The organism is Natrinema altunense, from assembly GCF_000731985.1.
Classification (GTDB): domain Archaea; phylum Halobacteriota; class Halobacteria; order Halobacteriales; family Natrialbaceae; genus Natrinema; species Natrinema altunense.
Genome location: NZ_JNCS01000003.1, coordinates 152,822 through 164,469, shown reverse-complemented (window position 1 = coordinate 164,469; position 11,648 = coordinate 152,822). Strand labels below are relative to the sequence as shown.

General features: G+C 66.2%; 10 protein-coding genes. 7 read left to right on the top strand and 3 right to left on the bottom strand.

Features of this window, described 5'->3' with window-relative positions; genetic code table 11:
* Positions 1-853: 853 nt before the first annotated feature.
* Positions 854-2,059 (top strand): orc1/cdc6 family replication initiation protein, encoded by a 1,206-nt coding sequence (locus tag ALTAJ2_RS07655; RefSeq protein WP_007109204.1) that lies wholly within the window; start codon positions 854-856, stop codon positions 2,057-2,059.
* Positions 2,060-2,306: 247 nt separating this feature from the next.
* Here the strand turns inward: ALTAJ2_RS07655 and ALTAJ2_RS19425 are convergent, their stop codons facing one another.
* Positions 2,307-2,483 (bottom strand): hypothetical protein, encoded by a 177-nt coding sequence (locus ALTAJ2_RS19425; RefSeq protein WP_160163689.1) that lies wholly within the window; start codon positions 2,481-2,483, stop codon positions 2,307-2,309.
* Between the two features lie 265 nt (positions 2,484-2,748).
* On the bottom strand, positions 2,749-3,855 hold the full coding sequence (locus ALTAJ2_RS07650) for a DUF7350 domain-containing protein (RefSeq protein ID WP_007109206.1): 1,107 nt from the start codon (positions 3,853-3,855) through the stop codon (positions 2,749-2,751).
* Positions 3,856-4,059: 204 nt separating this feature from the next.
* On the opposite strand from ALTAJ2_RS07650, the gene ALTAJ2_RS07645 reads away from it, so the two are divergent.
* From ALTAJ2_RS07645 to ALTAJ2_RS07620, 6 genes are all read left to right on the top strand, one after another.
* Entirely contained in the window at positions 4,060-4,788 is a 729-nt protein-coding gene (locus ALTAJ2_RS07645; protein ID WP_007109207.1) for an SCO family protein, read from the top strand.
* Between the two features lie 2 nt (positions 4,789-4,790).
* The gene (locus tag ALTAJ2_RS07640) at positions 4,791-5,381 is read left to right on the top strand and encodes a TlpA family protein disulfide reductase (RefSeq protein ID WP_007109208.1); all 591 of its coding nucleotides are present in this window, start codon (positions 4,791-4,793) and stop codon (positions 5,379-5,381) included.
* 1 nt (position 5,382) lies between these two features.
* Positions 5,383-6,066 (top strand): cytochrome c biogenesis CcdA family protein, encoded by a 684-nt coding sequence (locus ALTAJ2_RS07635; RefSeq protein WP_007109209.1) that lies wholly within the window; start codon positions 5,383-5,385, stop codon positions 6,064-6,066.
* A gap of 155 nt (positions 6,067-6,221) precedes the next feature.
* Entirely contained in the window at positions 6,222-6,644 is a 423-nt protein-coding gene (locus ALTAJ2_RS07630) for a universal stress protein (RefSeq protein ID WP_007109210.1), read from the top strand.
* 132 nt (positions 6,645-6,776) lie between these two features.
* Positions 6,777-10,004, top strand: a complete 3,228-nt coding sequence (locus ALTAJ2_RS07625; protein ID WP_050031446.1) for a bacterio-opsin activator domain-containing protein — start codon at positions 6,777-6,779, stop codon at positions 10,002-10,004.
* 256 nt (positions 10,005-10,260) lie between these two features.
* Positions 10,261-11,040: a helix-turn-helix domain-containing protein gene (locus tag ALTAJ2_RS07620; protein WP_007109211.1), complete on the top strand. Its 780-nt coding sequence runs from the start codon at positions 10,261-10,263 to the stop codon at positions 11,038-11,040.
* A 180-nt stretch (positions 11,041-11,220) separates the two neighbouring features.
* On the opposite strand, the gene ALTAJ2_RS07615 is transcribed toward ALTAJ2_RS07620, so the two are convergent.
* Positions 11,221-11,400 carry a DUF5786 family protein gene (locus ALTAJ2_RS07615; RefSeq protein ID WP_006184421.1) on the bottom strand — a complete coding sequence of 60 codons (180 nt, stop codon included), beginning with the start codon at positions 11,398-11,400 and terminating at the stop codon, positions 11,221-11,223.
* Between the last annotated feature and the right edge of the window lie 248 nt (positions 11,401-11,648).

Below are 11,648 nucleotides of genomic sequence, written 5' to 3'. Positions count from 1 at the left end.
CGGGATGATGAACTCGAGAACTCCGATCCGTGGCTGGCTCAGACCGACCGATTCGGGGCTGTACCCGCGTTCGATCGGCAATCGTCACCGTAGTTAAAGGACAAACAGAGACGGACGTGGGACGACAGCGTGTGGCGACGACAGCGTGGCAACAGCAACAAAAGAGGGCGACACCAGGCGAGACGCGACCTCCGACCGAGTTCGAGTACGGGACCGGCCATAGCCAGCGACGGCCGCCGACCCTCGTTCGGACACACACCGGATTTCCGGTGAAACTGCTCGGAAAGGGACCCGTTCGGTTCTGTTGGATTATCGACCCGGATCAGTACAGTATCCAACTTACAATATCCTTACAATATCTCACTGCAAACTGACAATCCTTCTCTCGCTCTGCGCCCGCTCTATAGAAATATATAAATGGGAAATCTGAGAAAAGTTCGCCAAGTGGATCGGGCTTTCCTTTGCCCGTGATCGAAGAAGGCGAGCGGCGAGACGACGCTCGCTTCCGTCACTGGTGTCGGTCGGGATTGCCCGTCGATTCCGGTGATTTCCGCGCGGATAACCTCGGATAACGGATTTCCGACGTGTCGAAACCTCCGTTTCAACTGGACACGGCCCACGCCTTTCTCCCGTTTCACCGGAAACACGGTGTGTGTTCGCAGTCGATCTTGCACGCCTCGTTTTGACGAACGAAACGGGTCTGACCGGCACGTCGAACCTGCAGTCGCCACACTACCGGTCCACAGCCGTCACACGACCCGGTTTACTGGACTGTGTCACCGGATCGAGTTCGCCGCTCGAGTCGCCGGTGGCAAACGGAAGGGCTATTTCACCGGAAACACGGTGTTCGACTATGTCGAGTTCCGGCGACGACCTGTTTACACGCGACGACCCGATCTTCGAGAACAAGGAACTCCTCGAGATCAATCATCTCCCAGCGGAAGGCCGGATCGTCGGTCGAGACGACGAGATTTCGGAACTCGCGAACGCGGTCAACCCCGCGATTTTCGGACAAAGTCCGAGCAACCTCCTTATCTACGGGAAGACGGGGACGGGCAAGTCCCTCTGTGCGAAGTACATCTCGGAACGGGCCGTCCGCGTCGCGGGGGACGAAGACGTCACCTCCGCGTTCGCCTACGTTGATTGTGCACAGGACAACACGGAGACGCAGGCCGTCCAGACGATCGCCCACTCGCTGAACGAGCCGGCGATCACCGACATCAGAATCCCGGACAAGGGGCTCAGCACCTCGACGTACTACAAGCGCCTCTGGACGGTGCTTGACACCCAGTACGATGTCGTCCTCGTGATCCTCGACGAAGTCGACAAACTCGACGACGACGATATCCTCATGCAACTCTCGCGTGCGGGCGAGGCCGGCAAACTCGAGTCGTGCAAGATCGGCGTCATCGGGATCAGTAACAAGATCAAGTACAAGGACCGACTGGACGAGCGAGTCAAGTCGAGCCTCTGTGAACGCGAGTTCGTCTTCCCGCCGTACGACGCGAACCAGCTTCGAGACATCATGCAGGCCCGCAGCGATGCGTTCAAGGACGGCGTCCTCGAGCCGTCAGTCATTCCGCGGGCCGCAGCCCTTGCAGCCCGCGAACACGGCGACGCGCGGAAGGCGATCGATATCCTCCGATACGCCGGGGAAATCGCCCAGTCGAAGGGCAAGGAGACGGTTCGGGAGGAGTTCGTCGTGCAGGCGCGCGAGCGGGCCGAAACCGATCGGTTCCGGGAACTCATCCGCGGATCGACGCCCCACTCCCGGTACGTCCTGCAGGCCCTCGCCGTCCTCTCGCTCAATGCGGCCGACGAGGACGGGTTCCGAACGACGAAGATCTATGACGTCTACGAGGAGATCTGCCGCCAGGAGCGTTCCGATCCCCTCTCGCTCCGGCGGGTTCGCGACCTGCTGAAAGAACACGCGTTCCTCGACATTCTAGAGCAGACCCGTCGGAGCGGCGGGAGCGCGGAGGGGAGCTACACGGAACACCAGTTGCTCGAGGACCCGGACGTCGTCCGGACGGTGCTCGTCGAAACCGACGAGTCGTAGCCGTCCGCCACCGCTGACGCGGACCGGCCGTCGAGGAGCACGCGCCAATCGCAACGCGCCGACATTTCACCGGAAACCCGGTGTGGGTGTAGTACGGAAGATAATAGCCAAGGTGGAGATGAGGAACAGTCGAGGGAGGAACGGAGTCGAGGATGTGACGAAGCCAAGGACGGTTCGGCAGTCGGCTTCGGCACTCGATGCCAGTCAGTTCGGCACTCGACATCGATTTCGGCAGTCGCGGTCGGCCTCAGTAGTAGTAGAGTTCGAGTTCGTGACCGCAGTTCCGACACCGGGTCTCCGTCCCCCGGAGCGGGTTCGAATCGCTCTCCGGATGGATACCCGGTCCCGGCGGAACGGTGGCGCTGACCGTCGTCTCGCATTCCGGGCAGCCGATCCGCATCTCCGCATGACCTGTCCGGGACATCGCTCGAGCGTAGTCGACGCTCTCCGATAGTTATCGGAGTCGTACGCGACCGCTGTCGCTTCCTTCCGGCCGGCAGATCGCCGTAGAGGGTGATTTACGTCGCGAAACGACCGGAGCTGATACGACGGTTCCATCGGTTGCCCGTCCGTCGGTTCGACTCGATTGGAGGGACTGTTTCCACTCCGAAAGCCGTTCTTTCCGGCCCGAAATCGGCGATCGGGTCCCACGACCGTCTCGCTTCTCAGGCCGGACAGCGTCCGAACCGTTAGATCGTGTACGTGATCTCGTCGAACTCGAAAAACGCCGTCTCGTAGCCGTCGTGACGGGACACCTGCGGGGGCGAATCGACGGTAATCGTCACCCGATCGCCCGCCACGAGTTCGTCGAGTTCGAGCCCGTAGTGATGGCCGAGCTCGCCGTCGAGCGTTTCCACGAGCCCCTCCTCACGGACGACCTCACCGTCGCGTTCGACGGTAGCGGACAAAGCGGTAAGCGGGAGGATAATGTCGTTGTACGGCGTTCTCGGGCAGACCGCCAGGTAGGAGCCGCCGTCGGTGAACCGGTCGGCATCGGTCACGAACGCGGTGATCGCCGCGTCGCCGCTGCGCTGGGTCCCGAGCGAGTCACCGGGGATGTCCGCGATCCGCGGCTCCTGGCCCGTCGGCGGCGGGCCGAGATCACCGCCGTGTGAACCGCTGCCGTCGCCGTGGTCCATCAGCGACAAGGCATCACGGGTGCCCCACTTGCTCTCGTCGAGCGTCTCGAACGAGAGTTCGTTGATGTCGGACCGGGCGTACTCGAAGTCGACCTCGAGCGAGGCCGCGGTGTCCAGTCGTCCCTCGAACGCGCCGGTTCGCTCGAGCGCGACGGGACCCGCCCGGATGCGGGCCGTATACTCGCCTTCGCCGGGCAGCCCGACGTTGTCGCCGTAGTGAAAGCCCATCCGCTGGGAGAGCATCGGCCACGGCGACGAGATGCCCGCGTCGACCGGCGAGCCGTCCTGCAGGAGCTCGACTCGCATGTCCACCGGTAGGACGGTTTTGGTTTCGCGATCCCAGAGAGTGGTCATGAGATGGAGGGTATCGTCCGTTTCGACCTCGACGCGTTGCTTCCCGTCGCTGGTCGCCTCGACGGTCCAGAACCGGTGTGGAAAGGTATAGGAAAGTGCAACGGCGTAGTCGCCGTCGGCCGCCATTCCGTAGGTTCGCATCTCCTCGCGCGAGGACGGGAGGTAGACGGCGTCGGGACGGTTCTCGACGAGCGGCGGGTTCGCCCACGCGGACTCTTCTTCGAACCCCAGTCCCTCGAGACAGCCGGCGATTCCGACGGTTCCGATCGTGGCTGTTCCGCGGAGAAAGCCCCGACGATTCATTAGGCGGCCCTTCGCCGCCGCCGATAAAACGCCTGTTGGTTTGCCGTTCGAACGCCCTTACCGATCGAACGCTCCGCGAGATGCGCAGTCCGTACCCGGACCGCCGACAGCCGCCCCACGCCTCTCGCTTTTCCCCTCGATGAACGTTCGGTCTTCGTGAACCGAACCAATGAACCTTTGATCGGGCGTTCCCTCGAGTCAGATATGGACCGGCGGACATATCTCGGCACGGTCGGAATCGCGGGACTCGCAAGCGTTGCCGGTTGTCTCGGTGAGACGCTCGGTGGCGGAACGAGCGATACCGTGCTCGATCCGCCAGAACAGCAACGCGGAGACCCCTCGTATCCGATTCACGGCGACGACTTTCCGGAATTTTCCATTCGCGACCCGCTCGCCGACGAGACGCTGTCGCTCGAGGACGTCATCGACGAACGCCCGTTCGTCATCACGTACTTCTATGCGTCCTGTCCCGACGGGATGTGCCAGCAACTGCTCCAGCACCTCCGTCGGATACAGGCGGACGCCCTCGAGAGCGGTTACGAGGACGATCTCGCGTTGCTCGCGTTTACGTTCGATCCCGATCGCGATACGGCCGACGCCCTTCGCACGCACGGCGAGCGAATGGGCATCGATGTCGATGCGGGACACTGGCACTTCCTTCGACCGGAAGACAACGAGACGGCCAAGACGATGCTCGAGGAGACGTTCGGGCTGCCGCTCAGACGAGACGACGGTGAGTCGACCGCCACATCGGACAACGAGTCGGCGGACGCCGGCAGCGGATACACGTTCACGCACTCGGCGCTCGTCCAACTCGTCAACGAGCGCGGCATCGTCGAGCGGGCGTATCCGAAAGCGGCGACTCAGCGCGACGCGGTCAACACGCAGGTGATGGTCGACGACACGAGAACGGTCGTGGGGGTGGACGAGTAGCGATGCGTCGCCGCGACCTCCTCGCTGGACTCGGCAGTGCGGGCGTGATTGCCGGCGGCGGTGCGGTCGCTGCGTTCGGGGTCCCGTCTCCGGCCACCGTCACCGAGCAGGAGGACGATGGCGACGACTCGTCCGGTATCGTGGGGAAACAACACGACCCCTACGAAATCGAGACCGTCGACGCCCCGGGTAGCGAGGCCGGTACCGTCCGCGTTCCGACGCCGGATCGGCCGACGTTCGTCGACTTCTTTGCGACGTGGTGTTCTCCCTGTATCAAACAGATGGACGCACTCGCGACGGCACACGAGCGCGTCGGCGACGAGGTCGTCTTCCTGTCCGTGACGACCGAATCGATCAGCGATACCGAACTCAGGGACTGGTGGGCGGAACACGACGGCAACTGGACGATCGGTCTCGATCCGACTGCGGAACTCACGTCCCGATACTGGGGAACGCCCTACCCGTCCGCCGTGTCGATCGACGCGACGGGGACGGTTCGATGGTCCGAAACCGGGATCAAGACCGCGGACGAACTCGTCGCCGGTATCGAACGCGCACTCGAGGCGAGCGAATCAGCGAACGAGGCCGAATAGGATGGTCGACTCGACGCTCGTCATGACCCTCTCGTTCGGGCTGATCTCCGGAATCGGGACCTTCTTCTCTCCGTGTTCGTTCCCGCTTTTGCCGGGCTATGTCGGCTTCTACGTCAGTCAGACCGACGGCGAGCGGGCGTCGCTCGGCGGTGCCTTGAGTCGGGGACTGATCGCCGGTCTCGGGGTCCTCGTCACGTTCAGCGCCCTGCTTGGGGCGACGTTCTGGGTCGGTCACGCGACGCTGTCGTCGATCAAGTGGTTCGAAGTCGTCGCCGGACTCGTCCTGATCGCGTTCGGTCTGTTGGTCGTCCTCGAGCGAGCGCCGACGCTGTCGATCACGCTCCCCAAGCGGCGCTCGAGCGTGCTCGGGTTCGCGATCTTCGGGGTCGGCTACGCGCTGGCGGCGGCAGGATGTGTCGCGCCGATATTCATCGGTGTGGTCACCCGGGCACTGTCGCTGCCGACGACTGAGGCGGCGGTGCTCCTCGGAACGTACGTGGGCAGTTTCGTGGCCCTCATGGTTTCGTTGACCGTCGCGACGGGGATGGGACTCGTCGCGAGTGCCGGCCAACTCGCGGCCTATACTGGACTCCTAAAGCGCGTTGCGGGGGCGGTGATGATCGTCGCCGGAGTCGGGCAGCTCTATCTCGCGGTCGTCGTGCTCGACGTGTTCGGCGTCTTCTGAGTCGAAGCGGTATCGTTCGACGGATCGTTTGTCTCCGTCTACGCCGGAGCGACGGCCCGCCCGGGTAGTCGCGTCCGAGCGGCCGTCGAACGGAACCCGGCAGGCAACGGCAAGTCCGAAACCTATCCCCCGGTCTCCCGAACGGGAGACAAACCATGTATCAGGACCTACTGCTCGCGACGGACGGCAGCGACGGCGCCCATCGAGCGACCGATCACGCCGTCGAACTCGCGCGGGAACTCGACGCGACGCTCCACGTCCTGTCGGTCTCCGAGGACGGCCCCCATGCCGCGGAGAAACAGGACCGGTTGCGGTCCGATCCGGAGGACGAGGCCGCTTCGGCCGCCGAACGCGCAACGGAGACGGCGGAGCGTGAGGGCGTCGACGTCACGACGGACATCCGTCACGGCGTTCCGCAGGAACAGGTCGTCGACTTCGCGGAGACGAACCCGGTCGATATGGTCATCGTCGGGACGGCGGGTCGATCCGGGCTCGACCACCTGATCTCGGGCAGCGTCGCCGAGGAGATCGTTCGGAACGCACCGGTGCCGGTTCTCACCGTTCGCGACACTCCCTGACGACGCAGTTCCAGTGACCCGGACACCTACGCCCGTGCTACGCGTCGATACGAACTCGACACGCACCATGCGGAACAGTGACGAGTACTCCACCGTACCCGCTCGTCCGCTCGTCTGCGAGGGTGCCGCCGGATGAGCGACGGCACCGCCACCGTCGTCCACGATACGCTTCATGTCCTGGTCGTCGGTAACTCCGACTCCGCCGACGACGCGATGACCACACTCGATGCGGCGTTCGACGACGGGGCGCTGCTCAGAGCACGAACGCTCGAGGGCGCGCTCGAGCGACTCGCCGCTCGAACGGTCCACTGCTTGGTCTGTCCGTTCGCGAGCGCGGACGCCGGATCGCCCGCTACCGACGCGCTCCTCGAAGAACTGGCGGCCCGAACCGGCGAGCGGCCGATCGTGGCCCTCGTCGACGACGGGGACGCCGCTCGAGCGCTCGCGGCCGGCGCGAGCGACGTCGTCGAACCGACCGCGTCCGACGCGGTCCTGACTGCCCGCGTCAGGACCGCCGCCGAGCGAGAGCGCTACCGGCTGGCCGCGACAACGACGGCTGCGCGTCCCCGGTCGATCCTCGAGCACGCCGCGGCGGTCGTCTGGGTGCTCGATGCCGACGGCGAGATCGAGTACGCGAGCCCGGCCGTCGAGCCCCGGTTGGGGTATACACCGACGGAACTCGAGCGAACCACGATTACGCGACTCGTCCGGCCAGCCGATCGCGAGGCGGTTCGCGAGACGCTTGCCGCCGTCGCCGCCGCCCCGATCGGGACGACCGAACGGCTCACCTGCCGGCTAGGTCACGCCGACGGCACCTGGCAGGTCGCGACACTGACCTGTACGAACCGACTCGAGGACCCGGCCGTCGAGGGGATCGTCGTCACGCGAACCGGCGTCCCAGCCGACGAAACGGCCGTCGACGACGAGCTACGAGCGGGGCTGGATCGGCTCGGAGACGCGTTTTTCACCCTCGGCCCGCGCCGCGAGGTTCGGTATGCCAACGAGGCGGCGCTGGAACTGTTTTCCGCTGGCGACCGACCGGACGGCGACGCCGTTCCGACGGGGACGGTCGTCTGGGACCTGCTCCCCGATCGACTCGGCGACCGACTCGCTGACCGGCTCCGCGAGGCCGACACGACGGGCGAGTCCGTCGAGTTCGAGACCGCACTCCCCGATCGCGAGCGCCGGCTCTCCGTCACCGTCCACCCCGGCGACGACGGCGTCTCCGTCTCCGCGAGGGAGCGGCCCGCCGAGACCGCCGCCCCAGCGGCGTCGGACCGGGATCGCTGCGCGCTCCTTGAGGATGTCGTCGACGCGATCGACGACGGCATCGCCGTGCTCGAGGGAACGACGGTTCGGCTGGATAACGCGGCACTGCTGGAACTCGCGGAGGCGGATGCGCTCGTCGGCCGCGACCTCGGGGACGTGTTCGACGACGAGCTCGCTGCGACGGTCCGAGAGCGGGCGCGGTCACCCGTCGTCAGGTGGATGGAGCCCGTGACGGGCAAACTCGCGACTGACGTGGGCCAGCCCCGTCCGGTCGCCGTCTCCGTCGCACCGCTGCCGGATTCGGATCGAACGCTCTGTGTGGTCCGCGACAGGCGTGGCTCGCTGGCCGCCGCGTTATCGACGGTCCAGGCAGCCGTCGCGACCCTCCGCCGTGCCGACTCACCGGATCCCGTTCGCGACGCCGTCACCGGTGCCGTTCGCGAGTGTACCGACGCCGACATCGCAATCTGGTATCTCGTCGACGACCGCCTCCGTCCGGCGACGGTGGCGACGGGACGAACGGGCGAACGCGATCGGGACGCGCTCGAGCTGCCGGCGATCGATCCCGGCGACACCCCGCTGGCCGACGCCCTCGAGCGCGGCGAACCGACCGTCTACGAGGGCGGGAGTCTCGATGCCGCCCTCGCTCGGCCCGGGCTCCGGGCCGAACGGCTCCTGGCCGTCCCGATCGGGGACCGGGGGCTCGTTCTCGCGACCAGCACGGAGCCGATGGCGTTCGACGGGCTGGACACAGCCCCGATCGAAACCCTGGCGGACGCGGCCGTACTGACGCTCGAGGGGCTCGAGCGCCTCGCCGCTCTCGACGGGTGTCAGCGCGACCGGGAGCGACTACGGACCCACACGGCACGAGCGGAACGGGTCCGGGAGGCGACGCGGTCGCTGCTGGACGCGCCGACCCGCGAGGCGGTCGAACGACGGCTCTGCGAGGCCGTCGTCGCCCTCCCTTCCGTCGAGTCCGGCGGCGGGATCGAACTCGCCTGGGTCGGCCACGCGGACGACGGCGGCCAACGGATCGTTCCCGAAACGTGGGCCGGTCGCGACGCGGAGTTTCTCGAGGGGGTTCGGATCTCGCTCGACCGACACACCGGGTCGCCGACGGCGGACGCTGCGTCGACCCGCGAACCGGTCGTTCTCGAGACGCTCGAGGCCGCCGAAACCGGCCGACCGGACGGAGACGCCACGGAACGAGCGTGGCGGCGACCGCTCCTCGAGCGGGGGATTCGGTCCGCGCTGAGCCTCCCGCTCGACTCTGGCGCGCTCCGGTACGGAACGCTGACCGCGTACGCCACGCGGCCGTCGGCGTTCGGCGACGCCACCCGCCGGGCCTGCGAACACCTCGCGGCGGTGGCCGGCGACGCGATCGCTGCGATCGAGACGAAACGCGCGTTCCTCGCCGATCGCGTCACGGAACTCGAGGTCGTCCTTCGGGACGAGTCGGAACCGCTCTCGTCGATCGCGGAGCGGCTCGACCGTCGAATCGACGTTCGGGCCGTGATTCCGCGGTCGTCCGGCGGTTCGACGGTGTTCTGTTCGGTCCGCGACTCCGACGCGGAGGGTATCCACGAGGCCGTCGGCTCGCTGCCGGCGGTCGACTCAGTTTCGATCGTCGGCCGCGGGAACGGCGACCCCGTCGTCGAGATTCGACTGACCGAGGCAACCGAGCCGTCCATCGCGCGGACGGTCGCGGACCACGGCGGCGTCCTCCGTTCGGTGACGCCGGTCGACGATCGGACCAGGGTCGTGATCGACCTCGGGGAGCCGATCGGCGTCCGCTCGTTCCTCCGCGCGCTCGAGGCGGCTCACTCGGGCGCGGAACTGGCCGCCCGCCGGGAGCGGGAGCGGCCGCCGCGTTCGACCCGGCCGTTCGAGACGCTGGCCGAGTCCCTCTCGGAGCGACAGCGACGGACGCTCGAGGCGGCCTACCACGGCGGGTTCTTCGAGTGGCCCCGCGAACACACCGGCGAGGAGGTCGCCGAGTCCCTCGGCGTCTCGCAGCCGACGTTCAGCCGGCATCTCCGGATCGCACAGCGCAAGCTGTTCGCCTCGGTGTTCGACGAGGCCGAGGACTGAGACGGGAACGGCGACCGACCGATTTCGGTCGGTAGCACGCTTTTACTGACGCGTTTCGACCCGGTAACTCGCTCTTTCCGCGCCGTCGAGAGATCGTAGCGATCTGACTGCTGAATCAATATTGAGGTCGAACTCGAGCCGATGTCCGTGTATAGCGTCCACGATCATGTACTCGGCTCCTAATGTGCCATTCAATGAGCGCGTTCGAGGTAAGTCGTACTTACGACGGCCGTCCCTCCGGGCGGGGGATGGCTCGATGAGCACTGATATCACCGATTCCGAGGACGCGACCGAGACCGAGGGCGTCTCGAACGCTGAGGTGACCGGTGGTGACACCGAGACCGTCATCGATCCGGCTTCCGAGGGCGAGCGGCAGGGGATTCGATCCCAGGCCGAGGGCGGCATCGTCGCCCAACTCCGCCTCGATCACGCGGCCCTGTTCCTGCGACCGACCCTGCGGAACGCACCGGACGTCACCGTCGAACCGGAGTACTGGACCACCATCGAGCCCGGACGGACGGTCGTCTTCGTCACCGTCTACGGACGCGAGTTCGATTCCTTCGAAACCGCTCTCGCGGCCGATCCGACCGTCGCCGATCCGGTGCTCGTCGATCGCTACCCCGACAGCCGAGTCTACCGCGTGACGCGTACCGACCGCGCAGTGACGGTTACCGCGGAAACCGCCGCCCTCGGTGGTCGCCTGCTCGACCTCTCGAGTTCCCGGGACGGCTGGCTCGTCCAGCTTCGGTTCCCCGACCGCGAGCGACTCGTCGCGTTCAACGACTACTGTCGCGAGCACGACATTTCAGTCACGGTCGATCACCTTCGGGTTTCCGACGACGAGAGCGACGGCGTCGTCGCCCTGACCGACAAACAACAGGCACTCCTCACCGTCGCCCACGAAGAGGGGTACTTCGACGTGCCGCGGGGCATCTCGCAGGACGAACTCGCGGAGCGGCTCGACGTCTCGAAGTCCGCGGTCTCCCAGCGACTGCGGCGGGCGATCGGCGAACTGTGCGCCGCGACGCTCCCCTGATCGCACGTCCCGATCGGTGACCGCAAGCGGTGTTCGGCCGTGGCAGCGCCGTCCGAGTTCGCGCGCGAGAAAAAGCGATTCGTCGATCGTATCGAACCGTGTCAGTTCGAGGTCGTCTCGAGGGGCGTCGGTCGGGGGCGGCCGATTCCGGCCGCCATCGACCCCGTTCCGCGGCGGTCCTTACTCTTCGTCGTCGTCTTTCATCGACCCGAGCTGATCGACCAGCTCGTCCGTCGAGACGTCGGACTCGAACGACATTTCGCCCTGATGGTCGTTTTCGTGGACGTTGACCGCCTCTACGTCCTCGTCGTCCGTCGTCTGCTCTTGCTGTTCGGATTCGTCGTAGCTACCAAAACCCATATGCACACGTCCCGCCCCACCGCAAAAGGTGTGGCGGTTCGTTCCATCACCGACGGTCGGCCGGCGATGTCCCACCGCGTTGCGCGGCCGAAGGCCGTCCGCTCGCGGGCGTCTCGAGTCGCGCCATTCGATCGACGACCGCGCTCGGCGCGGCGACGATCGGTGTCCGCTCGTTTCCCCTCCCTACCGATCGTTGGGGGCCGATACCGGGCGTTCGACGCTCCGTACGCGAGCGTCGGTCGCCTGTT

Bases quoted from the DNA above. Each gene is read 5' to 3' on its own strand.
- ALTAJ2_RS07655 (WP_007109204.1), top strand. From the start codon at position 854: ATGTCGAGTTCCGGCGACGACCTGTTTACACGCGACGACCCGATCTTC.
- ALTAJ2_RS19425 (WP_160163689.1), bottom strand. From the start codon at position 2,483: ATGTCCCGGACAGGTCATGCGGAGATGCGGATCGGCTGCCCGGAATGC.
- ALTAJ2_RS07650 (WP_007109206.1), bottom strand. From the start codon at position 3,855: ATGAATCGTCGGGGCTTTCTCCGCGGAACAGCCACGATCGGAACCGTC.
- ALTAJ2_RS07645 (WP_007109207.1), top strand. From the start codon at position 4,060: ATGGACCGGCGGACATATCTCGGCACGGTCGGAATCGCGGGACTCGCA.
- ALTAJ2_RS07640 (WP_007109208.1), top strand. From the start codon at position 4,791: ATGCGTCGCCGCGACCTCCTCGCTGGACTCGGCAGTGCGGGCGTGATT.
- ALTAJ2_RS07635 (WP_007109209.1), top strand. From the start codon at position 5,383: ATGGTCGACTCGACGCTCGTCATGACCCTCTCGTTCGGGCTGATCTCC.
- ALTAJ2_RS07630 (WP_007109210.1), top strand. From the start codon at position 6,222: ATGTATCAGGACCTACTGCTCGCGACGGACGGCAGCGACGGCGCCCAT.
- ALTAJ2_RS07625 (WP_050031446.1), top strand. From the start codon at position 6,777: ATGAGCGACGGCACCGCCACCGTCGTCCACGATACGCTTCATGTCCTG.
- ALTAJ2_RS07620 (WP_007109211.1), top strand. From the start codon at position 10,261: ATGAGCACTGATATCACCGATTCCGAGGACGCGACCGAGACCGAGGGC.
- ALTAJ2_RS07615 (WP_006184421.1), bottom strand. From the start codon at position 11,400: ATGGGTTTTGGTAGCTACGACGAATCCGAACAGCAAGAGCAGACGACG.